Here is a 25,255-nt window from a genome sequence, read left to right on the forward strand (position 1 = left end):
CCGCGGGCGGCGATCGTCACTCACACCGACGCGGGTCGCGGACGACGGCTCAGTGGAAGTCCCCGGGGTCCTGGTCGGGAGCGGTCGGGAGCGGGGTCGGCGAGGCGCTGGCGCCCTGCCCTCCGCTCAGCGGCGACGGCACCGGGTCGGGGGCCTCGTCCGGACAGAGCAGGTCGACCACACAGCCCGACGGAGACTTGCTGGGTGACGGGCTCGGGGAGGGTTCGACGCCGTCGCCGACGTCCTTGGTCGCGCCGAGTTTGCCGCCGGTGCCGTTGGCCAGCGGTTCGGGCGCGAGCTTCATGTTCGTGTGGGCGACGTTCATGAAGCCCTGCCAGATGTCGGCGGGCAGGCCGACGCTGAGGATGTTGCCGCCACCTCTGGCCTTGGGCATGTAGATGGGGTCGGAGGCGTTCTTGACGTTGCCGACCCAGATCGCCGCGGCGATCTGGGGGGTGTAGCCGACCGTCCAGACGTTGGAGTTGCCGCCCTTGAGGGCCTTGCTCTCCCAGGTGCCGGTCTTCGCGGCGGCCTGGCGCCCGGTCAGCGGGTGGTAGTAGTAGCCCGGCATCTGTTTGAGCACGCCGGTGACCTCGTCCGCCACCTCGGTCCGGATGCGCCGCTCGCCGGTGACGACCTCGCCGGTGTTGGGCACCAGGTGGTACTTGCCGGTCTGCTCGTCCTTCTTCTCGACCCGGACCACGAAGTGGGGCTTGTGGTAGATGCCGCGGTCGGCGAAGGTCGCCATGCCGGAGGCGTGGTCCAGCACGGTGATCGGGTACTGGCCGAAGCCGACCTGGTAGTCGAACGAAGCCCGGCTGATGTCGGTGGCGGGATCGTCGAGGTGGCGCGCCTTGCCGTCGATGAGGGCCCACATGGTGTTGATCCCCGCGGCGTGCGCCATGGTGACGACCTTGTCAGGGCCGATCTTTTTGGCGATCTTGAAGAAGGGCACGTTCAGCGACATCTTCGTGACCTCCTCCAGCGTGCACTTCCGCTTGCACTTGATGGCGCCCTGCGAGCGCCCGGCGTTCTCCACCTCGTACGGGCAGGCCTGGTACTTGTCGCAGTTCTTCCCCTTGCCCTCGGCCACGATCGGGGTCGGGTCCCAGGTGGACTTGAGCGAGATGCCCGCGTCGATCGCGGCGGCCAGCGCGTACACCTTGAACGACGACGCGGGCGGGTGGCCGCCGTCCTCCCAGATGGTGCCCTCGTTGATCTTTCCGGCGTAGTCGATGCCGGTGCCGTCGGCGCCGCCGTAGTAGGCCAGCACCCGCCCGTTGCTGGGGTCGATCGCCACCCCGGCCGCGATCACGTTCTTCGGGTACCCCTTGATCTTCGTGTCCTTGCCGTCCACCTCGTGGTCGACCGCCTTGACGACGTCGTTGACGCAGGTCCGCTTCTCGCCCTTGCCGGTGCACGTCTCCTTCCACTCGAACGTGCGGAACAGCTGCGCCTCCAGCGCCTTCTGCGCCCGGGAGTCGATCGTCGTGGTGATCCGATAGCCCTTGTCGCGCCAGTCCTGGATGCCCCACGCGGCCAGCTCCCGCTGCACGTACTTCTGGATCACGAAGCCGGTGCCGGTGCCCTGGATGCCGGTCTCGCCCGCGCTGGCCGAGTACTTGCGCAGCGATTTGTCCGGGTAGACCATGCCCGCCCGCTGCTGCGGGGTCAGTTTGCCCATCTCGACCATGTTGTCGAGCACGTAGCCCCAGCGGCTGCGGGCGGCGTCGGCGTTGAAGTGCGGATCGTAGCCCTTGGAGCCGTCGGCGTCGTTCGGCTCCGGCTGCTTGAGCACGGCACCGAGCACCGCGGCCTCCTCAACGGTCAGCCGGCTCGCCGACTTGCCGAAGTAGGCCTTGGCGGCCGCGCCGACGCCGGTGGAGGCCCGTCCGAACCATACGGTGTTGACGTAGTAGCCGAGGATCTCGTCCTTGGTGTGCTCCTGCTCCAGCCGCCGCGCCATCACCGCCTCACGCAGCTTGCGGGCGTAGCTGACCTCCAGGTCCCGGGCCGCGTTGCGGGCGTACTGCTGGGTGATGGTGGAGGCGCCCTGGGTCTCGCCGCCGGTCAGGTTGTTCCACGCGGCGCGGGCCACACCCCACAGGTCGATGCCGCTGTGGGTGAAGAAGTTCTTGTCCTCGCCCGCGATCAGCGCCGACTTCACCTCGTCGGACAGGGTCGACATGGCGACGATCTCGCGGTTCTCCCCGCCCAGCTTGGCGATCCGCACCCCGTCGGCGGAGTACACGAAGGTGTTCTCGTTGGCGCTGAAGTCCGCGGGTTCGGGCACCGAGTCGTAGAAGTACGCGCCGCCGATCAGTCCGGCCCCGGCCAGCAGGATCAGCACCGCCAGCGACGCCAGCAGCAGGCTGCGCCACCGCCGCCTGCGCTTGCGGCCGCCCGGGGCGGTGCCCGTCGGCGGACGGCCGCCGTCGGATCCAGGCGGGAGTACGGCCGCACGGCCGACGCTCGCGCGTCCGATCGCACGGGGCGCCGCCGCCTCGGCGCCGGGACCATGCCGGTCCACGCCAGTCTCGTCGCCGGGGTTCGGACGCTGTCCGTCGGCAGGCGGCGGGGTGCGCCGCGAACGGGGCGTCGGGCGCGAGGTCATCGGTCCACGCCCCTTCGCACACAACCGTCTGTGATCATTTCCGCTTCGCCTTCGGACCTGAATTGTCGGACTTTGCACCCTTCTAACGACGGATCCCGGCATACCGCTCTTCCCTCGAGCGCGGCCGACCGGCGTCCGAGCGGTTCGATCGATGCCACGAGCGGTACTTCAGCAGCTCAGGCGGCTGATGGCGAAGTGCGCAGGGACGGCTCGTCCGGCGCGGACGGCCCCAACACCACGGCGACGATCACGGGTGAGGCAGCCTGGAGCCGCGCCTCCACCGCGCGCAACCGCACGGCGAGCAGCGACTCCACGTCGTCGCCGACGAGGTCGACCCGGCCGATGACCGACACCATCAGCGGGCCGACGACCTCCACCCGCAGCGAGGTGACCCGGTCCACCTCCGGCTGGCGCGCCAGCAACTCGGCCACCGAGCCGATCACCCGTGGATCGGCCTGCTGCCCGACCAGGAAGCGCCGATTCGAGTTGATCAGCACGAACGCCACCACGGTGAGCAGTACGCCGACCAGGATCGAGCCGATCGCGTCGGGCACGGCCGATCCGGTCACCTGGTGCGCCGCCAGACCCAGCGTGGCGATCACCAGGCCGATCAATGCCGCGGCGTCCTCGGCGAACACCGCGCGCAGCGTCGGGTCCGAGGTGGCCATCACGTGTTCGAGCAGGTCCCGATCAAGCAGCCGGGCCGCGGCCCGAGCCTGCCGGACCGACCGCAGATAGGACACCCCCTCCAGCACGAACGACACGGCCAGCACCGCGTATCCGATGGCGAAGTGCCCGGCCGGTTCGGGGTGCAGCAGTTCCTGCACGCCGTGGCTGACCGAGATCGCTCCGCCCGCGACGAACAGGCCGATGGCCGCGAACAGCGACCAGACGTAGGCCTCGCGGCCGTGGCCGAAGGGGTGCCCGGCGTCCGGTGGACGGGCGGCCCGGCGACCGGCGGCGACCAGGAACAGTTCGTTGCCGGTGTCCGCCCACGAGTGTGCGGCCTCGGCCGCCAGCGACGCCGAGCCGGTGATCACCGCGGCCGCCGACTTCGCCACCGCGATCAGGGCGTTTGCCACCAGCGCCACCACGACCGTGCGGACACTCTCCGAGGCCGGTTGGACCGCCCCCAGTTCCGGCCCGGGACCGAGCGCCCCTGGACCAGCCTGGCCGGACATCGCTCCACTCCCTTCGACAGCCCTGCCGATGACCTACCCGGCCGCGATCGTGCATCACCCTGACTGTGCGCCAGAGCCGGCCGAGGAAGGAACTCGAGGGGGTGCCGCGCAGGCGGACAGTCTAAATCATCCGGTATGACCTGATAGAACCCTGCTGGCCCGGTGCGGCCGCACCCGTTGCCCGCGGAGCTTGACGGTGAGTCAAGGCCCCCGGCCGGGTGGCCTGCCCGTTTCGGCAAGGCCACCGGCCACGGAAGCTTGGATACCGGACCGCGCCGGTCGCATCCGGTCCGGCCGCTATCGGCCGAGGAAGCCGCCCGACTGTCTCACCCACAGGGCGGCGTAGAGACCGTCGCGGGCGAGGAGTTCGGCGTGCGTACCGTCCTCGACGACCCGCCCCTGATCGAGCACGACGATTCGGTCCATCCGCGCGATGGTGGACAGTCGGTGGGCGATGGCGATCACCGTACGACCGGCCATGACGTCGTCCAGGGTCTCCTGGATGACCGCCTCCACCTCGGAGTCCAGTGCCGAGGTGGCCTCATCGAGGATGAGGATCGGCGCGTCCTTGTGGATGGCACGGGCCAGGGCGATGCGTTGGCGCTGGCCGCCGGAGAGCTTGACGCCCCGTTCGCCGACGTGGGCGTCGTAGCCGGTCCGGCCGCTCTGATCGACCAGCGAACTGACGAAATCGTGCGCCGCCGCCTGCCGCGCCGCCGCGATCACGGCAGCGTCGTCGCCTGTCGCCGGGCCGATGTTCTCGCGGACCGACCGGTGCAGCAGCGCTGCCTCCTGGGTCACCATGGCGATCTGGCCCCGCAGGCTGTGCTGGGTCACCGTCGCGATGTTCCGGCCATCGATCTCGACCGTGCCGGTCTCCGGGTCGAAGAACCTCAACATCAGGTTGACCAGCGTCGACTTGCCCGCGCCCGAGCGCCCGACCAGCCCGACTTTCTCTCCCGCGGCGATTTCGAGGCTGAGGCGGTCCAAACCGCCCTCGCCCCTGCCGTAGTGGTGGCTGACGTCGGTGATGCGGATGGCGCCGCCCCGCACGGCCAGGGCGGTCGCGTCCGGCCGGTCCGCGACGGCGGGTGGCTGCGCAATCGTGCGCAGCGCGCGGCGCAGGGTGCCGACCGACCCGAACAGCGACGAGACGCCGTCGAGCAGCCACTCAGCCATCGAGGTGATGCGGAAGGCGAGCGCCAGCGCGGCGGCGACCAGGCCGATCGGTGCAGCCGCGGCCTGCCAGAGCACAATGCCGTATCCGATGAGCCCCACCATCAGCACCCCGCTGAGGCTCATCATCCCGACGTTCATGGTGACCTCGAGCCGCTCCACACGCAGTCGAGCCTGGCGCGCGGCGGCGAAGACGGCCCGGTCCGCGTCGGCCGGGATCCCGAGCAGCGCGAGGGTGTCGACGTTGGCGTACGAGTCGACGAGCAGCCCGGTGACCGCGGAGTCCGCGTCCTGGTGGCGTTCGGAGGCGCTGCGGTAGCGCGGGACCACGTAGGCCATCAGCCCGGCGTAGAGCAGGATCCAGATCCCGAGCGGCAGGGCCAGTCGCGGGTCGATCGAGCCCATCAACCAGACCGACCCGGCGATGTAGGTGAGGACGAAGGCCAGGATGTGTATGACGACGTAGGTCGACGTCACGGCGGCGGCGGAGCCCTCCCGGACCCAGGTGGCGATCCGCCCGGCCAGATCGTCGCGGAACCAGCCGACCGGCTGGCGCGACACCCGCCGATGCGCCCGCCAGAGTGCGAGCGTGCGCGCGTTGGGCCGGAACGCGATGTCGTCCAGGCCCTCATTGAGCAGATGCAGGAACGGTCTGACGACAAGGACCAGCGCACCCACGGCGATGAGCTCGACGCCATGGCGCTGCCACAGCTGCGCCGGGTCGCTCCCGGCGAGCGTGTCGACCAGGCGCCCGGCGTATCCGATGAGCCAGACCTCGAGGCAGGCGGCCAGGACGGTGGTGAGCAGGCTGGCCGCGATGACCCAACGCAGTGGTCGGAACTCTGCGATCAGGTACGGCAGGACCCGTTGCGGCGGCGTGCCCGGGTCATCGGTGCCGAAGGGGTCGGCGGCATTCTCGAAGAGGCGGAACATGAACGGTCTCCAGGCAGGGAAGAGAAAGCGGACCAGGAAGCGGAAGCCTGCCGTGTGTCCTCATCGGTCTCTCCTCGCGTAGGCGTTCATGCGACTCAGCGCGCCGAGCCTAGCCACGCCTGCCGCATACCGCATCCGGTTTCTCCCCGCGGACGGAGCAGGCGTTCATGTCCCGGTCGGCCCTGGGCCGGATGGGGCGTTCAGTGCTCCCGCAGCAGTCGCCCCGCGCCGTCGATCCGGTCGGCGATGCCGTGCTCGCGTAGCGCGTGCCACAGCGTCGCCGCGTTGATCGCGATCACCGGTTTGCCCAGCTCCCGCTCCAGCCGGTCGGCGAGCGCGACGAACGACAGGTTGGTGCCGACCTGCACGATGGCGTCCACCTCGGGTCCGTCGAGCGAGGCCACGGTGTCGCGCAGCCGGTCGTCGGGCACGCGGGCGATGTCCATGGCGGTCGGGCAGCGCAGTCCGGTGACGGCCGCGACGTCGAAGCCCGCCTCGGTGAAGAACCTGCCCACCTCACGGTCGGCGATCGGCTGGTACGGCGAGAACACGGCGATACGTCGGCAGCCCAACTCCTGTAGCGCCGCACGGCAGGAGCTGGCGCCAGTGGTGACCGGCAGCCCGGTGCGCTCGCGCAGGCGCCGCTCGAAGGCGGCGTTGCCCTCGACCCCGCCCCAGAACGTCTCGGCCGACATGCCCATGACCATCCGGTCGGGTTCGGCGGTGAGCACGTCGCGCACGGCGGTGTCGATCGAGGCCCGGATCTGGACCAGCAGGGCCTGGAAGTCGTCGTCGTCGCCCATGACCGGGTTGGGGATGTACATCGACCCGGCGCGGTAGGCGATGCCGGGCACTCCGGCAGTCCAGTAGTCGTGTTCGACGACGGTGTTGGTGCTGGGCACGATGACGCCGAACACGGCGCGCGGCCCGACGGCGTTGGTCATGCCCTGGCCAGCCTGTTCACGACGTCGTCGACGATGCGGTGGGCGCGGGTGCGGGCGGTGGGCCGGTCCAGCAGCAGCGCGTCCAGCAGCAGCGGAGAGGCGATCATGGCGACGGCGTCCTCGCGCTGGATGGCGGGTATGTTCGCCACGCGCAGCACGGCGTGGAACGGTTCGAGCAGGTCGCTCACGTAGCGGTGGCGCAGCTCGACGGCGTCGGGGTCGGCCGCCGCCGCGACGACGAGCGCCTGCAGGAAGGCGCCCACGGGCCGGTCGCGCAGCCGGTTGCACAGCAGGTCGACCTCGGCGTGCAGGTCGCGGGCCAGGTCGCCGGAGGGCTCGACGGGCGGCAGCGGGGCGACGTCGATCAGCGCCGCCAGCACGGCGGCCGGGGTGGGCCAGTGGCGGTAGATCGTGGAGCGGGACACGCCCGTGGCCTGGTGCAGGCGCTGGGCGGTGAGCGCGGCGGCGCCCTCGGACAGAAGCAGTTCCAGCGCCGAGGTAAGCACGACGGTCGCAGTGTCGGCGGTGGGCCCGGTGGGGCGGCCAGGTCGGTTCACGGGGTTAACGCTACATCTTGTACTTGAAAAAGTTAACCGATACATTCCGCACTGGAAATTGTTCCCGCCCGGAGGAGGCAGCCATGCGCCCGCACGTGGAGATCATCGACGAACGCGACCTCATCTGGCACGTCGCGGAGTTCCAGCACGCCAGCGGCGACGCCGAACAGCGCAACCTCAGCTACGACGAGGAGGACGGCTCCGCCTCGCTGAAGGTCAGGTTCACCACCGACTGGTCTCGCCCCGCCGGGGTCCACCACGCCGACACCGAGTGGTACGTCCTGTCCGGACAGATCACCATCGGCGACACCACGCTGGGCGAACACGGCTACTGGACCGCACCGAAGGGCGTGTGGACCCCGCCGGTCACCGCCACGGCGGGCACCGAGATCCTGCTGTACCGCGAGTACGGCGACTGGCACTTCGACCTGGCCGACGCCGACCGCGAGACCGTCCGCCCCGACCAGGTCCTCGTCGTGCTCGACAGCGCGAAGATGCCGTGGATCGACGTCAAGGACGGCAGCCCGATGCGCTTCGACCTCGGCGGCACGCCGGTGCCGGGGCTGTACATCAAGCTGCTGCACCGCGACGAGAAAACCGGCTTCTACACCCGACTGATCAAGGCCAAGCCCGGCTGGCGCGAGGTGCCGCTGGCACACCACCCCTGCTCGGAGGAGGCCTACTGCCTCGAGGGCGCGTTCGACTACAACTTCGGCAAGATGTGGCCGGGCACGTACTTCTGGCGCCCGCCGCTGGTGCGCCACGGCGACTTCACCGCCGGTGACGAGGTCGGCTGCACCTGGCTGGTGCGCTCCGACAGCGACCTGGTCGACTGGTACACCGACAACGCGCGGGTGGTGGTGCAGGGCGACGCCACCAACTGGGGTCCGGCCAGCCCGCACAGCGCCACCCCTCGCCTGGTCGAGCCGGTCCGCTCCCGCAGCATCGGCCGCTGGGCCGACCCCACCTACCAGTGACGCACCCGGGGCGCGGCGGATCCGTTCGCCGCGCCCGATTCGGCCGGTTCCCGGGCGTGGCGCTCGCCACGGCGGCGATAATCGGGGCGAGCCGGGCAAAGGGGGCCGATCATGGCGCGCACGGTGGCCGATCTGATGGTCGCGACGCTGAAGGCGTCGGGCGTACGCCGGGTGTACGGGGTTCCCGGCGACTCGCTGAACGGGCTGACCGACGCGCTGCGCCGCGACGGCACCATCAGCTGGCAGCTGATGCGCCACGAGGAGGCCGCCGGGTTCGCCGCCGCGGGTGAGGCCGCGGTGACCGGCGAGCTCGCCGTCTGCGTCGGCAGCTGCGGCCCCGGCAACCTGCACCTGATCAACGGCCTGTTCGACGCCAACCGCAGCCGCGTGCCCGTGCTCGCCATCGCGGCGCAGATCCCCCGGGACGAGATCGGGTCCGGCTACTTCCAGGAAACGCATCCGCACGAACTGTTCCGCGAGTGCTCGGTCTACTCAGAGCTGGTCACCACCCCCAGCCAGCTGCCGCGCACGCTGGAGATCGCCATGCGCACCGCCCTGGCGCGCAGCGGGGTCGCCGTCATCGTCGTCCCGGGCGAGGTGTTCCTCGCCGACGCGCCGGACGGCGCCACGCCGGTGGCGGTGAGGGTGCCCGCGCCGATCGTCCGGCCCGACGAGCAGTCGCTGGCGGCCGCCGCGGCCGTGCTGAACGCCGCCGAACGGGTGACCATCCTGGCCGGGGCGGGCTGCGCCGGGGCGCACGAACAGCTGTTGAGTGTCGCCGAGGCCTTGCAGGCACCGGTGGTGCACGCGATGCGCGGCAAGGAGTTCGTCGAGTACGACAACCCGTATGACGTGGGCATGACGGGTCTGATCGGGTTCAGTTCCGGCTACCGGGCGATGGAGCACTGCGACGCGCTGCTCATGCTCGGCACCGACTTCCCCTACCGACAGTTCTTTCCCGAGGGCGTGCCCGTGGTGCAGGTCGACGTGCGCGGTGAGCAGATCGGCCGCCGGGTGCGGGTCGACGTGCCGCTGGTGGGCACGGTTCGCGACACGGTCGACGCGCTGCTGCCGTACCTGACCACCAAGACCCATTCGGCGCACCTGCACCGGATGCTCGCCCACTACGAGCGGGCCCGACGGCGCCTGGACAAGCTCACCGAGAGCCGGGTGACCGACTCACCGCTGCACCCGCAGTACGTCGCCGCGATGGTCAGCAAACTCGCCGCCGATGACGCGGTCTTCACCGCCGATGTCGGCACCCCCTGCATCTGGGCCGCCCGCTACCTGCGGATGAACGGCCGACGTCGGCTCCTCGGCTCGTTCAACCACGGCTCCATGGCCAACGCACTGCCGCAGGCGATCGGAGTGCAGGCCGCCCAGCCCGGCCGCCAGGTGGTGACGCTGTCGGGCGACGGCGGCCTGGCCATGCTGCTCGGCGAGCTGATCACGCTGCGCCAGCAGCAGTTGCCGGTGAAGGTCGTGGTCTTCGACAACGGCGCGCTGTCCTTCGTGGAGCTGGAGATGAAGGCGGCCGGGATCGTCACCTACGCCACGGGGTTGACCAACCCGGACTTCGCGCAGGTGGCGCAGGCTGTCGGGCTTTTCGGCGTACGGGTGGACAGCGCGGGCGAGCTGGGCGACGCGTTGCGGGCCGCGTTCGCGCACGACGGCCCGGCCCTGGTCGACGTGCGCACCAGCCGCCAGGAGCTCTCGCTGCCCCCGAAGATCACGCTGGCGCAGCTCAAGGGATTCACGCTCTACGCGACCCGGACCATCCTGTCCGGCAACGCCGACGAGATCTTCGAGCTGGCCAAGACGAACCTGCGTGAACTCGACCGCGAGTGACCGGCGCCTGAACGACTGCAACAAACCTGCACACGGGAAGCCTTGTATCGAGGAAAGCGCTTTCCTTACGCTGTCTCCATCGATGCAGGTCGAGTGGTCTCGCCCGGGACCCGCTCCTCCTGCGCGGGTACGGCGCGAGCGCACGTCGCCGTACCCCACAAGTCCATCCGGACCTGCGCCCGGCGGCGCACCCCCGCTCTCAGGAGGACCTCAATGCGCTCACTTTCGTCGACAAGTCCGCGAACACGCAGGTGGCTCGCCGCGGCCGCCAGCGGTCTGCTCGCCGTCGGCCTGTTCTCGGCCACCCAGGCCGCGTTCGCCGCCACCGTCTTCAGCGCCAACTTCGAAGACGGCAGCATCAGCGGCTGGTCGAAGTCGGGCGGCACCTGGGCCGTCGTCACCGACGGCAGCAAGGTGCTGCAGCAGTCCAACGCCACCAGCGAGAACGCGCGCGAGTTCGCCGGTGACGCCGCCTGGACCGACTACACCGTCCAGGCCAGCGTCAAGCCGCTCTCGCTCGGCTCCGGCGGATACGTCGGACTGCTCGCCCGCGCGTCGACCTCCACCACCTTCTACCGGCTCGCCCTGCTGCCCGGCAACGTCGTGCAGCTGCAGGCCGTCAACAGCGGCTCGGTCGCCGTGCTCGGCAGCGTGTCGCGGACCGTCGCCACCGGCACCTGGTACACCCTGTCGCTGACGGTCACCGGCACCCAGATCAGCGGCGCGGTCGACGGCACCACGGTCGCCACCGGCACCAGCAGCGTGGTCGCCAAGGGCCGCATCGGCCTGCAGACCGGCTACTCGTCGGCGAACTTCGACAATGTCACCGTGACCACGGGCGGCACCAGCCCGTCACCGTCGCCGAGCGCCAGCTCGCCGCGCCCCTCGGCGTCGGCCTCGCCGTCCAGCCCCAGCAGCCCGTCGCCGTCGGCCCCGACCTCACCGTCCCCGTCGCCCAGCACACCGCCGTCGTCGGCCGTATACGTGTCCACCAGTGGTACCGACAGCGCGCCGGGCACGATCTCCAGCCCGACGACGCTTCCGTCGGCCATCACCAGGGTGGCCGCGGGCGGCACGATCTACATGCGCGGCGGGACCTACAACCTGTCGCAGACGGTCACCATCGCGGCGGGCAACAACGGCACCTCCAGCGCCCGCAAGAAGCTGTCCGCCTACCCCGGCGAGACGCCGGTGCTGAACTTCTCGGCCCAGGCCGAGGACCCGGCCAACCGCGGCCTGGCGGTCAACGGCTCGTACTGGCACGTCTACGGCCTGATCGTCGAGCGCGCCGGTGACAACGGCATCTTCGTCGGCGGCAGCAACAACATCATCGAGCGGACGATCACCCGCTTCAACCACGACAGCGGTCTGCAGCTGTCCCGGATCGCCTCGGACACCCCGCAGAGCCAGTGGCCCACCAACAACCTCATCCTCAGCGCGGAGTCGCACGACAACGCCGACTCCGACGGCGAGGACGCCGACGGGTTCGCAGCCAAGCTCACCATCGGCACCGGCAACGTGTTCCGCTACGCCGTCTCGCACAACAACATCGACGACGGCTGGGACCTGTACACCAAGACCGAAACCGGCCCGATCGGCCCGGTGACCATCGAGGACTCGCTGTCCTACAACAACGGCACGCTCAGCAACGGCACCGTGAACACCAACGGCGACCGCAACGGCTACAAGCTGGGCGGCGAGGACATCAAGGTCAATCACGTGGTACGCCGCAGCATCGCCTACCGCAACGGCAAGCACGGGTTCACCTACAACAGCAATCCCGGCTCCATCACCATGTCGAACAACCTCAGCATCGACAACACCGAGCGCAACTTCTCGTTCGACGCGGGCACCCACGTGTACCGCAACAACACCTCCTGCCGCAGCGGCAGCGGAACGAACGACAAGACGATCGGCGACGCCGACAGCTCCAACCAGTTCTGGACCGGCACCAACGGGTCCCGGTGCTCGTCTTACACCGGCGCCCTGGCCTGGTCGTTCGCGTCGGACGGTCGCCTCGTGGTGACCATCGGCGGCCGGACGGTCAGCCTGTAATCGTCACGGTGTACGCCGTCGGGTCGGGTCCGCGACCGGCCCCGACCCGACGGCGTGTCAGCCGCCCCGGTGCATGTTGATCAGATCGGAGAGGGGTATCCCTCCCGGGCGAGCAACTGCGGCGGCCTCGGCGCGGCGGGCCCGGCGGCGTCAGCCTCCGGTCGGGGCACGCGGGAAGCGTCACGCCCGCGTGACGTGTGGATCAGGGCGGCGGCCACAGCGGCCGTGGCGACGAATCCGGCAGCCGCCCGGACCAGGGTCGCCGGGCCCGGGAGCAGATCGCCGAGCACACCGGCGAAGACGTCGTCCGCCGCGGCCAGCAGCGCACCCACGACGATCGCGGCCACCAGGGCCGTCGCCCACCCGAACACGGCACGGCCAGCCGGGCGTACTTCGCCGACGGGATCGGGTGCACCCCTGCCGCGGGCGGAGGCGGCGCCGGCGGCCAGGCCCGCCAACGCGGCGGCGGGCAGCGCCAGCGGTGAGCGCAGCAGTCTCCGCCAGCTGAACTGTTCGCCGACAGCGAGGGAGACGAGCAACAGCGCGCACCCGAGGCAGAGCAGGAACAACCAGGGCGCGGCGCGCAGCGCACCCCCACCCACCAGCAGCACGGCCACTACCCCTATCGCGACCGACGAACGACGCGGGCGCCGCCGGGCCACCAGCACGATCGCCGACAACGCCGTCGCGACCAGCAGCCAGCCGACCCCGAGCCTGGTCAGCGGCAGTGCCACCGCCCCGATGAGGCCTCCGATCAAGATGAGCAGCACCACGTCCCCAATACACCGTTCACCGTTATATAACGCTGCACGGTAGCAAGGTCGGGTGCGATGTCGGAACCCCCGCGTGGTCGGCGAATCGCCCGGGAACGAGCACGGCCCGCCACCGCCACCGCCCGGGTGGCGCACTATGCTCGCCGCCCCGGCAGCGGGGTTCCACCCGTCCCGGCGGTGGCAGACGTGTACCCATCGAGGAGGCGTGGTGGAGGACTTCGAGGGGTTCGTGCGGGCGCGGTCGGCAGCGCTCGCACGAACCGCGTATCTGCTCACCGGCGATCGGCATCAGGCCGAGGACCTGCTGCAGGACGCGCTGGCACGGGTGGCCGAACGCTGGTCCGCGGTGATCCGGGGCGGTGATCCGGAGCCGTACGTGCGGCGCATGCTGTACACGCGCGCGGTCGACGGCTGGCGCAGCCGACAGCGCCGCGCCACGCTGGACACGACTGCCGCGCAGCAGCGGCCAGAACTGCGCGGGCAAGCCGACGATGCCGACGCGGTGACCCGGCGGCTGGTGCTGCGCGACGCGTTGGCCCGGCTCACCCCGCGCCAGCGCGCGGTGCTGGTGCTCCGCTTCTACGAGGACCTCACCGAGGTGCAGACCGCCGAGGCGTTGAACTGCTCGCACAACACGGTCAAATCGCAGACCCGGCACGCGCTGCAGCGGCTGCGCGAACTCGCCCCCGAACTCGCCGACCTGTTCGGCCCCGGCACACCGGTGGAGGCCCGATGACCAGCAACCTGCGCGACGCGTTCGACGACCTGAGCGCCGACGTCGCTCCGTACGTGGTCGGCGACGACCTCGGCCGTACCTCGTGGCGGGCCGGGCGCCGCCGCCGCACCCGCCGCCTGGTCACCACCTACGGCCTGGCCGTGGCCGCGATGACCGTGTTGGCGCTGGCCGTGCCCTGGCCCGTCGCATCGCAGGCGCTGACACCCGCGAGCGGCGACGCCCGCGCCACCGGCTTCCCCCAGCGCATCGAACACCAGTGGTGGATCGGCGACCTGCCGGACCAGCCAGGCCCGGTCGCCGGACTCGTGGAGATCGTCGACGCGGAGGCATCCAGTCGCGGCTGGCACGTGCTGTCCCAGCACGGCCACCTGTGGCGGCTGCCCAGCGCCAACGGAGGCGCCGGTGACTGGCCCGCGCTGTCCCCGGACGGACGCCACCTGGGCTACCTCACCGCCCGGGAAGGTCCCTACATGCTCCGAGACCTGGTCACGGGCACAGCCCTGGCAGTCCCTTCGGTCAGCGCGGGCGACACCCTTCTGTCGTCCCCGTACTGGGTGTCAGACCAGAGCCCGACCTTCTGGTCACCGGACGGAACCCGGCTGCTGCTGCCCGGTGGCGAACGCGCCCCCCTGACTTTCAGCGGGCTGATCGTCGGCGTGGACGGATCAGTGCGGCCAGCGTCCCACGACGACCTGGGCTTCCCCGCCGGATGGGCCGGCCCCGACCGGGTGGCGTGGGTCAAGGTGTCCGGCGACCGCGATACGTCCGAGTACACCATGATCGCGACGGTTACCGACCTCACCGGAGCACCCGTCCACGCTGCGACGTTGCGTCCAGCGGCCGGGTGGCGACCTGGCGGAAACCTCAACCAGTGGTCTCCGGTGGTCTCTCCGGGCGGCGAGGAGCTCCTTGTCTCGGACTACCTGCCCGGCGGCGGGAACCAGGCCGAGGTGCACCGATTCTCGCTGCGGGACGGCACCGACCTCGGCACGACCACGGTCGACGACGTCCTGACGCCCTGTGGCGTGACCTGGGTCGGCGACGTCCCGGCCATACCGCTCGACCTGCCGAACATGGGCGACGGCAACGCTTCCACCGTGCTGCTGGAGCCCGGCGGTCCGCGCCGCGTCGTGACCGCTGACCCCGGCCTGGGCACCGGCTGCCTCATCTGGGCGTCCGACGCGCTGGCGGGCGAGGCGCACGGATGGCCGTTCGGGCTGAGCACGGCCTGGTGGACCTGGTGGTGGCGGGAGATCCTGGTCGGGGCCGTTGCGCTGACCGTGCTCGCCTGGGGGTATGTCCGCCTCTGCCGCCGGCCGGTGCCCGTCAGATCGAAGGTGGCCTCGCCTGTCTGAGGCCGGTGGGACCGGCGCCGAACAGCGCAGTACGTTCGGCGCCGGTCGCGTGAGAAAGGTCTATGGCACCGACGCGATGTCGGCGGGCGCCGCTACGGTGGGTGCGGCCGAGAGGAGCCTCGCCGTGGTCGACAAACTGGCGCTACCGCACCCCGAAAAGGCGTGGCGGCTGGAGGTCTTCCACACATCCGACGGACGACCGCGACTGGTCTCCGGCGGCTCCGACGTGATCTGCGTGTGGGACCCGGTCAGCGGTGAGCAGCTGGTCGAATACGAAGCGGAGATCGGTTGGTTCGGCTTCGCGGTGTGCCGCCCCGACGGTGGTGAACCGCTGGTCGCCCTGGGCACCGAGGATGGCGTGGAGTGGTTCGACGCGGAAACCGGTCGGGCACATTCAGCAGAGACCTGCCCGGACCAGATCTGGGATGTGACGGCCATCCGGATGCCCGACGGCACCGAGACGCTGTTCGGCGCCGGTTACTCCCATCCGCACCCGATCCACCGCTGGGACGCTTCGACCAGGAAGCCCCTGCCTCAGCTCGGTGAGCACAGCAACCACATCGTGGCCGTCGCTGCCTGCACATTGCCCGATGGCAACGTGATGGTCGCGGCGACCGGCTGGGCGCGCACCATCCACCGTTGGGACCCGGTCACCGGAACCGAGCTCGGGCCGCCACTGGCGGGACATCGGGACATCGTCCACTGGATGGACACGGTCGACGTGCCCGGCCGCGGGCTGCTGTTCCTCTCCGGCGACTTCGGCAATGTGGTGCGGCGCTGGGACGCCGTCACCGGTGAGGCCGTCGGCGAGCTGATCAAGGTCCATTCCGGACTGGCGTCCGTGCGGGCACTGACCGTGGCGGGCCGTCCACAGCTGCTCACTTCCAGCGAGGACCGGGTGATCCGGCGTTGGGATGCGCTCACCGGAGAACTCCTCGGCGAACCCGGCACCGGGCTCGACCCCGTGGTGCTCAGCGTCGGCGGCGAACTTGTCGTGGCCGCCTGCGAGATGGATCATGTGACCGTCCAGCCACTGCGGTTGTGCTGACCGTCAGGGAGCATTGGCCGGAACTGGTGGATCGTCGAGGAAGTCGCCGCTCGGGGCGAAGAACAGGCTGCCGGTGACGGCGGTCGAGAAGTCGAGGATGCGGTCGTGGGCGGCGGTTCCGTCGCCGCGGAACATGCGCTCCAGCATCTTCTCGGTGACCGTGGGGGTCCGGGCGTACCCGATGAAGTAGGTGCCGAACTCGCCCTGTCCCACGGACCCGAACGGCATGTTGTCGCGCAGGATCTGCCGCTCGGTGCCGTCGGGGTCGACGATGGTGGTGAGGGCGACATGGGAGTCGGGTGCCTTGGCCTCGTCCGGGATCTCGATGTTGGACAGCTTCGTACGGCCGATCACCCGTTCCTGCGCCTCGACCGGCAGCGCGTTCCACGCCCGCAGGTCGTGCAGGTACTTCTGGACGATGACGTAGCTGCCGCCCGTGAACGGCGGGTCCTCGGGCCCGACCACGACCGCCTCGCGGGCCGCCGCACCGACCGGGTTCTCGGTGCCGTCCACGAAGCCGAGCAGGTCGCGCACGTCGAAGTACTTGAACCCGGACACCTCGTCGTGGACCGTCACGGCGCCGCGCAGCCGTTCCATGATCTCGGCGCCGAGCGCGAAGCACAGGTCCGTCCGCTGGGCGCGGATGTGGAACAGCAGGTCGCCGGGGGTGGCCACGGCCCGGTGGACCGGGCCTGCCACCTCGCGGAACGGATGCAGTTCCGCTGGGCGGGGCCCGTCGAGCAGCCGGTCCCAGACCTGGGCGCCGATCCCGGTGATGCAACTGACGTCGTCGTCGGGCTCGCGGAAGCCGACGGCCCGCTGCAGGCCGGACAGGTCGGGCAGCAGGTCACGTACGCATGACTCGCCACCGGGGTCGACGGTGACCACGAGGATGAGCGCGGCCCTGGTGAGCGGCCTCAGCACGGCCTCCGGAACCTCGGCCACGATTCCTCCCGCCGGACGCTTCCATGGCATAAATCATCACCAAATGGGTGATCCGAGTCTAGCCGGGCTTCACCCACGACGAAGCAGCCCTCCCGTCGGCGGCGGGAGGGCTGCCGCTCAGTGCAGCGGGCCGGTCGGCCCAGGCGCCACTGCGGATTGCCGCCCAGCGGATTGCCGCAGGAGATCCTCGCCCGCAGTGGGCAACGGTTCTCAACGCTGCACGGTCGGCCGGCGCAGGCGCAGCGTGACCATCTCGAAGGGGCGCAGCCGCAGGTGGACCACGCCGTCGGCGAGCTGGACGCTCGCGTTGCCGCAGGCACCGACCGGCCGCTCCAGCAGGTCGCACACGGTCACGGCGACCGTGTCGAACGACGGGATGACCCGGGTCCGGGCACGGGCGCCGCGTGACTCGTACAGGCGCACCACGACGTCGCCGCTCAGATCGTCGGCGAGCTTGACCGCCGTGACCACGACCGCGTCGTCGTCGACGGCCACCAGCGCGTCGACGTCGACGCTGCCCGGCACGCGCCGCTGCGGCAGGTTGATCAGGTAACCCTCCCGTACGGCGTCGCCGATGTCCGCGCCGGGCACCAGCGCGTACGAGAACCGATGCAGGCCCTGGTCGGTGCGGGGATCGGGGAACCGTGGGGCGCGCAGCAGCGACAGCCGTACGGTCGTCGTCGTGCCCTCGTCGGCGCGCACGGTGCGGGTGACGTCGTGGCCGTAGGTGGAGCCGGTGACGACCGCGACGCCCCAGTCGGGCTCGGCCAGGTGCACGAACCGGTGGTTGCACGCCTCGAACTTCGCCGCCTCCCAGCTGGTGTTGGTGTGCGTCGGGCGGAAGATGTGCCCGAACTGGGTCTCGGCGGCGTAGCGGTCGGTGTGGATGTCCAGCGGGAACGCGACCTTGAGAAACTTCTCCCGCTCGTGCCAGTCGACCTCCATCTCGACGTCCAGGCGCCGCTGCCCGGCGGCCAGGGTCAGCGTCTGCACCGCTGTCGACGCGCCGAACGAGCGGACCAGCCGCAGGGCCACCGCGTCGGGTCCGTCGGCGCTGACGGCGATCTCGTCCAGGCCGGTCAGGTCGACGACGGTGTTGCGGTAGAACTGGTCCACGTCCCAGGCGTCCCACTTGTTCGGGAAGTCCGGGTGCAGCTGCAGCAGGTTCGCGGCGGCACCGGCGGGGACCGTCTCCCGGTCGGCGGCGACGTCGTACACGGACACGACCAGGCCACGGACGTCGACCCGGACCCGTAGCAGCCCGTTGTCCAGCAGCCAGCCGCCATCGGGCAGGTCGGCTACCGAACAGCCGCCCTCGACGGCGGGCGCGGACCGGCCCGCCCGGCCGGGCACGCCCGCGCGGGCGTGCGGTGCGGCGTTGAAGACCACCGCACGGCCCGGCACCGGCTCACCGGCCAGCGCACGCTGAGCACGGCCGATGATCGCGGCCAGCTCCTCGGTCACGACGGCGTAGGTGGCCTCGGCCTCACGATGTACCCAGGCGATCGACGAGCCCGGCAGGATGTCGTGGAACTGGTGCAGCAGCACCGTCTTCCAGAGCCGGTCCAGCTCCTGGTACGGGTAGTCCAGGCCGACCCGGACCGCGGCCGTCGCCGACCACAGCTCGGCCTCGTAGAGCAGATGCTCGCTGCGCCGGTTGCCCTGCTTGGTCCGGGCCTGGCTGGTCAGCGTGGCCCGGTGCAGTTCCAGGTAGAGCTCCCCCGCCCAGACCGGCGGGTCGACATACTCGGCCTGCGCCTGGGCGAAGAACTCGGCCGGGCGCTGCCACCGCACGACCGCCGAGCCCTCCAGGTCGCGCATCCGGGCCGCCTTGGCGATCATCTCGCGGGTGGTCCCACCCCCGCCGTCGCCCCAGCCCGTCGGGGCCAGCGAGTGCCGGGCCCGGCCCTTGTCCTTGAAGTTGCGGGCGGCGTGGGCCATCTCGCGCCCGAGCATCGAGCAGTTGTAGGTGTCCACCGGCGGGAAGTGGGTGAAGATGCGGGTGCCGTCGATGCCCTCCCACAGGAACGTGTGGTGCGGGAACTTGTTGACCTGGCTCCACGAGATCTTCTGGGTCAGCAGCCACTTCGAACCCGCGGCCTTGATGATCTGCGGCAGGCCGCCCGCGAACCCGAACGTGTCCGGCAGCCACGCCTCCTCGTTCTCGACCCCGAACTCGTCCAGGAAGAACCGCTTGCCGTGGACGAACTGCCGGGCCATCGCCTCCGAACCGGGCATGTTCGTGTCCGACTCCACCCACATGCCGCCCGCGGGCACGAACCTGCCCTCCGCGACGGCCGCCTTGACCTGCGCGTAGACCTCCGGCCGGTGCTCCTTGAGCCAGGCGTACTGCTGGGCCTGGGACATGGCGTAGACGAAGTCCGGCTCGTCGCGCAGCAGCGCGGTCATGTTCGCCGTGGTCCGGGCCACCTTGCGTACGGTCTCCCGCAGCGGCCACAGCCACGCCGAGTCGATGTGCGCGTGGCCCACGGCGCTGATCCGATGCGCCGACGGCTCAGCCGGCGCGGCGAGCATCCCGGCGAGCTGCTCGCGGGCGGCCGCGGCGGTGGCGTTGACGTCCTGCAGATCCAGGACGTCCAGGGCCCGGTCCACGGCACGCAGGATGTCCCAGCGGCGGGCGCCCTCGACCGGCAGTTCGGCCATCAGCTCGCCGAGGACCTCCAGGTCCAGCACGAGGTGCCACACCTCGGGATCGAAGACCGCCAGGTCCATGCGCTCCAGCCGGTACAGCGGCTCGTCCCCGGCGGTGAGCCGGTCGCCGAGCTCGGTGGGCCGGAACGGGTGGTAGTCCAGGATCATCGGGTTGGACGCGGCCTCGACGTGCAGCAGGACCTGTTCCCCGCCGATGACCGGCGAGCCGATGCGCACCCACTGGTTGCGCGGCTGCAGACCCTTCACCGGCGTCCCGTCGGGGCGGTACACCAGGCCTTCGCACTGGAACCCGGGCCGGTTGGGATCGAAACCCAGGTCGAGCACGGCCTCGACGGTTCTGCCCGCCCACGCGGCGGGCACGGTGCCCGACACGGTCAGCCAGCTGGTGCCCCAGGGTGCTCCCCACCGATCACCAACGGAGATGGGTTCGCCCCGGGCGGCGAGGCCCTCGGCGACCGGGACGGGCTCGTCCGGGGCGGTCCAGATCGTCACCCGCAGCGGCACCGACTCGGGGTGGATCGCCGGGCGGATGCGCTCCTCCAGGACGCGCTTGAGGCGGCCCTCGGCCAGGAGGCGGTCGTCATGCATGGGTCACTCCAGTGTTCTCCGGACACCTGTCGGCAAGGTCATTGTCTCCCCGGCCGTGCACGCGGGCGAGGTCACGTGGCGGTAGTCGACTTCCCGACGTCCTGTCGGGCCCGTCGGATTGACGACCGGGCAGGAGCCGCTTGGGAAGCAGCACGGATGTTGTCCCGGTAGCGCGTTCGGCCGTCCGCTGGTTGCACACAGCCTCACCCCGAGGCTGGCACGTGGTCCAGAAAGGACACGAGATGATCACCTCTCTACCATCTCGGCAGAGACTCAACAGAGTGTGGGCGCTGGTCGCCCTGCTGGCGATCGTGACGGCCGCCGGTGCCTTCGTCAGGAAGACCGACGCCTGGGCGGTTCCGGCTCCGCCGCCACCGACCGAGGACCAGTGGCGCATGCAGCTGCCACAGCTGCCCCCGCCGGCGGCGAGGTGCGCCACCTCCGCCTACCCGCGCCTGGTCTGGCAGTCGACGCAGTGCAAGTCGGCGCCGGACATCCCGCAGCTGCCCCGGGTGCCGGACACCCCCCGCACGCCCCACGTCGTGGGCAACGGCACCGACCTGTCCGCGCAGGCACCGTCCGGGACCATCAGCATGGGCATCGGCTCGTTCGACAACGTCACGGGCGTGACGAGCGAGAGCTCCCCGATCGGCAACACCGGCACGCCGGTCGCCGACGCGTACACGCTGCAGCTCAACACCGAGTTCTTCGTCAGCTCCGCCTGCGCGGGCTCGCCCAACCCCAACTGCCGGGGCTGGGAGCAGTTCATCTTCGCCAACGACGGCACCAGCGGCGTGGCGTTCATCCAGTACTGGCTGCTGCAGTACAACGCGCCCTGCCCCACCGGCGGCGGAATCCTCTGGAACCAGTTCTCGTTCACCGGCGGCACGGACATCTACTGCTACCGCAACAGCCCGACGGCCGTGGCGGTCCCCTTCCAGCCGATCACCAACCTCGCCAACCTGCGGCTGGCCGGCTCGGCCACAGCGACCGGCGACTCGGTCACGATGTTCGTCGGGGCCACCGCCTACACCGCGGCCGGTGACAACGCCGTCCACGCGGCCGGGGCCTGGACCATCGCCGAGTTCAACGTCTTCGGCTACGGCGGCAACAGCGACGGCGGCGGCATGGCCACCTTCAACGCGGGCGCTTCGCTGAGCGTCCGGACCCGCATCCTGTACGGCGGCACCGAGAAGCCCGAGTGTGTCGCACGCGGCTTCACCGGGGAGACCAACAACCTCGGTTTCACCACCACCCCGCCGGTGGCGTCCCCGCCGGGCCCGGCGCTGCTGTTCGTGGAGGACTCCACCGGCACCTCGACGCCGAACTGCGACACCATGGCCACCGCCGTCGGCGACACCCACCTGCACACCTTCGCCGGGACGTCCTACGACTTCCAGGCCACCGGTGACTTCCTGCTGGCCAAGGCCGACCCGGAGTTCACCGTCCAGTCGCGGCAGGTCTCCAGCGCGCCGCGCTGGCCGGACGCCTCCTTCAACAGCGCCGTCGCCACGCAGATGGGTGCGACCCGGGTGGCGGTGTGCGCGTCGGAGAAGGACCAGCTGTTCGTCAACGGCAGCCCGGTCTACGTCGGCAGCGGGGGCGCGATCTTCCGCGACGGCGTCAGCATCGACCGGTCCGGCAACACGTACACGGTCGTAGACGAGAACGGCAACAGCATCACCGCGACGATCAACGAGAGCACCTGGATCAACGTCGACGTGGGCCTGGGCCGGTGGCCGACCGAGGTGCACGGCCTGCTCGCCAACCCCGACAACTCCCCGCGCCTGCTGCAGGGCGGCGACGGCAACGTGTACGAGGTCCCGCTGTCCTTCGAGGAGCTGTACTGGAAGTACGGCGAGAGCTGGCGGGTCAAGGCCGACGAGTCGCTGCTCAACGACTGCGGCAAGGTGACCGAGGAGAGCAACCCCGGCCGGCCGTTCTACGCCGGTGACCTCGACGAGAAGGAGCGCGCCGAGGCTCGGGGGATCTGCCTGCAGGCCGGGGTCAAGGACTCCCCGACCGTGCTGGACGCCTGCACCCTGGACGTCGCGGTGCTCGGCAAGACGGCGGCGGCGGTCTACGTCGGCGCCGACGAGCCGCCCGTGAACGGCAACCCCAGGCAGTAACCGCCCGATCCGGCCGGCCGACCGGGCACCCCCCCGGGGGCCGCCCCCCCCCCGACGGAGACCAGGGACGGCGAGGAGGCGCACCCCCGCTCCCGCCCCCCCCTGCCCGTCCCCGCCCTCCGCGCCCGCCCCCCCGCCCCCCCCCGGGCCGCCCGGCCCCGGCCACGAGGAAGCCGTGTCAGTTCAGGTAGCCGAACCGCAGCATCACGGCGCGCAGATCGGCCGACGCGCCGGTCTCGCCGAGGCGTTCGTGCAGGCGCCGGGCCTCGGCCAGGTGGGCACGCGCCTCGTCGAAGTCCTCCAACGCGTGATGGTCGATGCCGACGCTGTAGTGGGTCAGCGCGAGGACGCGCTGATTGTCGAGCTCGGTACCGATGTCCATCGCCATCCGGTGGTAGCTGAGACTCGCCTCCACACCGAGATGGAAGTGTGCGGTGCCGAGGTTGTTGAGGAAGTACGCCTCCGACGCGCGGTTGCCGGACTCGCGGCTCAACGCCACCCCCTGCTCGGCCAGCTCGCGCACCCGGTCGTAGTCGCGCTGGCGGAACGCGGCCACCGTGTGCGCCTCCAGCACCCGCACCCGGGCCGCCTCGTCGTCCTCGGCCGCGGCCATGGCGTACGCCTGCTCGAACGCCTCATCGGACTCGGCCCGCTGCCCCGACTCCGCGTACGACTTGCCGATGACGCTGAGCAGCACCGCCCGGCGCGCCGCGGTGGGCGCCAACGCCAACGCCTGCTGGTAGCACTGCACCGCCTGCGCGAACTCGCGCTGGTTGTAGCAGGCGTTGCCCCGCTTGCTCAGCAGCAGGTGCAGCCGCGGCACGTCATGGCGCTCCCAGAGCCGGGCGATCGCGGCGTCGACGAGGTTCAGCAGGGCCAGGTGACCGTAGGTGTCCAGGTAGCCGCCCTCGGCCAGCGTGGTCACGATCGCGAGGAAGTCCTCCACCGCCACGCTCTGCGCCCGCTCGGCGGCGGCGATCACGTTGTCCAGATCGAGGGCGATGACGTGGTGGTCGGCCCGGTTCGCCTCGACGAACGCCCGCACCGCCGTGATCGCGGCGCCCGGATCGCGGGGCGCGCCCAGCACCCGGGCGTAGCCGATGGTCAGATCGTGGAAGGCGTAGGCCGTGGTCCCCGCCGCGCGCTTGGCGAAGCTCGCGTCGACCAGGGCGTTGAGCGCGGCCAGGGTCCGGTTGGCGCTGTAGCCGAGGCAGCGTTCCACCAGGCCGGGCGTGACCACACCGCTGAACAGGCCACCGACCGCGCCGAGCACCGCCCGCGCGTCCGGGGACAGCGCCTCGTAGGTGGTGTCGAGCAGGCGTTGCCCGTTCTCCCGACCCGGGGCGGCGAACCCGGCCGGCATCTCGATCTCGGTGGGCGTGTCGAGCTGCCGACGCAGTTCGGCGGGCGTCAGCGCGTACTGCCGCAGCCGGTGGCCCGCGATCTCGATCAGGTACGGCTGGTACGCCAGGTAGGCGCACAGCTCGTAGGAGTCGGGGCGGGCGGTGTAGGAGTCCTGCTGGGCGTGGTGGGCCAGCAGCCCGGCCGCCGCCACCGGGTCCAGCCCGTCGACGAGCACCTGATCTGCCGCCCCGATCCGGAACCGGGAGGTGACCAGCACCCCGACGTGGTCAGGCACCGCCTGCAGCACCGTGTGCAGGGTCCCCGCGTCCCACGCGTCGTCGAACACGCACAGGGTGGCGCCGCTGGCGGTGATGGCACCGGCGACGGCCAGGAGTCGACCGTCGCCACCGGACGTGCCGGTCCAGCGGTGCCCGGTGACCGTGGCCAGACAGCGGGCCATGGCGTCGAGCACCACGTCCGCGCCCGTGGTCCCGACCCGTACCCACAGGTAGGGCCCTTTCCCGGCCTCGATACGACGGTCGGCGATGGTGGCCGCCAGCGCGGTCTTGCCACTGCCGCCCAGCCCGTGCAGCAGCAGCCGCGCACCGGTGTCGAGGCGGCCGCCGACCGCGTCGATGAGGTCGGCCCGGCCCACCAGCAGCCGTGGCCGGTTCGGCCGGTTCACCGCCGCCTCGTAGAAGATGACCTCGCTGCCCTCGGTGCTGTCCGGTGCGGCGGTCCACCCGCCGGTCGGCTGGCCCGCAACTGGCTCCCGGTGTGCCGACGGCGGGGCGGGTTCGGCGGCCGGACGCCCGGCCCGCAGGTCCTGCCAGGCGGGAACCGCGGCACGGCGTAGCTGCTCGGCCAGTTCCGTGTCGCCGTCCAGGTGCAGGGCGAGGTTGCGCAGGTGTACCTGGCCGACCAGCCGCTTACCGGTGAAGAACTGGTGCACGGTGGCCGGTTCGAGGTGCACCGCGCGGGCGATGGCGACCATCGTCGGCCGGCCGGCCGAGGCGTGCAGTTTGTCCAGGTACGACAGCAGTTCCAGGACCGGGCCCTCGGCGGGCCACCAGCGTTTGGTGTAGTCGGCCATCTTCGCCCCCGTCGATCCTCCGTGCGGCCCTAGAATCTGTCGGATTACGACGATGACCCCATCCAGCTGCCCGGTCAACGCGACCCTGGATAGCGGACAGCATATTGGACACAAACCAGACAGTACCCGCACGGACAGGCACGCAGCGGGCGATGTCAATCGCCTATCTTGCAGCCGGGCGTGCGGTTCGTTAGCAATCTGTCGGCACTGTCGGCAGACTCTCGGCAAGTGCCCGCCAAACCTGGCGACCGCGTGGACGGGCCGCGACCCTGGCATCAACGCGATG

16 protein-coding genes are annotated in these 25,255 nt (G+C 70.9%); 7 read left to right on the forward strand and 9 right to left on the reverse strand.

Going from position 1 to position 25,255, the window contains the following annotated elements:
• Positions 1-49 precede the first annotated feature (49 nt).
• From KUA19_RS25520 to KUA19_RS25540, 5 genes are all read right to left on the reverse strand, one after another.
• Positions 50-2,530: a transglycosylase domain-containing protein gene (locus KUA19_RS25520; protein ID WP_217399778.1), complete on the reverse strand. Its 2,481-nt coding sequence runs from the start codon at positions 2,528-2,530 to the stop codon at positions 50-52.
• Between the two features lie 260 nt (positions 2,531-2,790).
• Entirely contained in the window at positions 2,791-3,795 is a 1,005-nt protein-coding gene (locus tag KUA19_RS25525) for a cation diffusion facilitator family transporter (protein WP_217399780.1), read from the reverse strand.
• Between the two features lie 297 nt (positions 3,796-4,092).
• Positions 4,093-5,904 carry an ABC transporter ATP-binding protein gene (locus KUA19_RS25530; protein ID WP_217399782.1) on the reverse strand — a complete coding sequence of 604 codons (1,812 nt, stop codon included), beginning with the start codon at positions 5,902-5,904 and terminating at the stop codon, positions 4,093-4,095.
• A 200-nt stretch (positions 5,905-6,104) separates the two neighbouring features.
• Positions 6,105-6,848 (reverse strand): maleate cis-trans isomerase family protein, encoded by a 744-nt coding sequence (locus KUA19_RS25535; RefSeq protein WP_217399784.1) that lies wholly within the window; start codon positions 6,846-6,848, stop codon positions 6,105-6,107.
• On the reverse strand, positions 6,845-7,405 hold the full coding sequence (locus tag KUA19_RS25540; RefSeq protein ID WP_308167634.1) for a TetR/AcrR family transcriptional regulator: 561 nt from the start codon (positions 7,403-7,405) through the stop codon (positions 6,845-6,847). The genes KUA19_RS25535 and KUA19_RS25540 overlap by 4 nt, the downstream gene beginning before the upstream one ends.
• An 83-nt stretch (positions 7,406-7,488) precedes the next feature.
• On the opposite strand from KUA19_RS25540, the gene KUA19_RS25545 reads away from it, so the two are divergent.
• The 3 genes from KUA19_RS25545 to KUA19_RS43095 all read left to right on the forward strand — a co-directional run bounded on the left by KUA19_RS25545 (position 7,489) and on the right by KUA19_RS43095 (position 12,285).
• Positions 7,489-8,382: a DUF4437 domain-containing protein gene (locus tag KUA19_RS25545; RefSeq protein WP_217399788.1), complete on the forward strand. Its 894-nt coding sequence runs from the start codon at positions 7,489-7,491 to the stop codon at positions 8,380-8,382.
• A gap of 111 nt (positions 8,383-8,493) precedes the next feature.
• Positions 8,494-10,230, forward strand: coding sequence for a ubiquinone-dependent pyruvate dehydrogenase (gene poxB / locus KUA19_RS25550; RefSeq protein WP_217399789.1), 1,737 nt, complete (start codon positions 8,494-8,496; stop codon positions 10,228-10,230).
• Between the two features lie 213 nt (positions 10,231-10,443).
• Positions 10,444-12,285, forward strand: a complete 1,842-nt coding sequence (locus tag KUA19_RS43095; RefSeq protein WP_254550123.1) for a right-handed parallel beta-helix repeat-containing protein — start codon at positions 10,444-10,446, stop codon at positions 12,283-12,285.
• Positions 12,286-12,365: 80 nt separating this feature from the next.
• On the opposite strand, the gene KUA19_RS25560 is transcribed toward KUA19_RS43095, so the two are convergent.
• A complete protein-coding gene (locus KUA19_RS25560) occupies positions 12,366-13,058 on the reverse strand; it encodes a DUF4153 domain-containing protein (RefSeq protein WP_217399791.1) in 693 nt (230 codons plus the stop codon).
• A gap of 208 nt (positions 13,059-13,266) precedes the next feature.
• Here KUA19_RS25560 and KUA19_RS25565 point away from each other — a divergent pair, with 208 nt between their 5' ends.
• From KUA19_RS25565 to KUA19_RS25575, 3 genes are read left to right on the forward strand one after another with little or no spacing between them, the layout of a single operon-like run.
• Positions 13,267-13,794, forward strand: a complete 528-nt coding sequence (locus KUA19_RS25565; RefSeq protein ID WP_308167635.1) for a SigE family RNA polymerase sigma factor — start codon at positions 13,267-13,269, stop codon at positions 13,792-13,794.
• Positions 13,791-15,149, forward strand: a complete 1,359-nt coding sequence (locus KUA19_RS25570) for a TolB-like translocation protein (RefSeq protein WP_217399795.1) — start codon at positions 13,791-13,793, stop codon at positions 15,147-15,149. The genes KUA19_RS25565 and KUA19_RS25570 overlap by 4 nt, the downstream gene beginning before the upstream one ends.
• Positions 15,150-15,198: 49 nt before the next feature.
• Entirely contained in the window at positions 15,199-16,197 is a 999-nt protein-coding gene (locus KUA19_RS25575; protein WP_217399797.1) for a WD40 repeat domain-containing protein, read from the forward strand.
• 3 nt (positions 16,198-16,200) lie between these two features.
• Here KUA19_RS25575 and KUA19_RS25580 read toward each other — a convergent pair whose 3' ends face one another.
• Positions 16,201-17,142, reverse strand: coding sequence for a Dyp-type peroxidase (locus KUA19_RS25580; RefSeq protein ID WP_308167636.1), 942 nt, complete (start codon positions 17,140-17,142; stop codon positions 16,201-16,203).
• A 210-nt stretch (positions 17,143-17,352) separates the two neighbouring features.
• The gene (locus tag KUA19_RS25585) at positions 17,353-20,403 is read right to left on the reverse strand and encodes an alpha-mannosidase (protein ID WP_217399801.1); all 3,051 of its coding nucleotides are present in this window, start codon (positions 20,401-20,403) and stop codon (positions 17,353-17,355) included.
• A 281-nt stretch (positions 20,404-20,684) separates the two neighbouring features.
• On the opposite strand from KUA19_RS25585, the gene KUA19_RS25590 reads away from it, so the two are divergent.
• Entirely contained in the window at positions 20,685-22,532 is a 1,848-nt protein-coding gene (locus tag KUA19_RS25590; RefSeq protein ID WP_217399803.1) for a VWD domain-containing protein, read from the forward strand.
• A gap of 178 nt (positions 22,533-22,710) precedes the next feature.
• Here the strand turns inward: KUA19_RS25590 and KUA19_RS25595 are convergent, their stop codons facing one another.
• The gene (locus KUA19_RS25595) at positions 22,711-24,969 is read right to left on the reverse strand and encodes a tetratricopeptide repeat protein (RefSeq protein WP_217399805.1); all 2,259 of its coding nucleotides are present in this window, start codon (positions 24,967-24,969) and stop codon (positions 22,711-22,713) included.
• Between the last annotated feature and the right edge of the window lie 286 nt (positions 24,970-25,255).

Origin of the sequence: Catellatospora tritici, assembly GCF_019083965.1 — a bacterium.
In the GTDB taxonomy this organism is placed as follows: domain Bacteria; phylum Actinomycetota; class Actinomycetes; order Mycobacteriales; family Micromonosporaceae; genus Catellatospora; species Catellatospora tritici.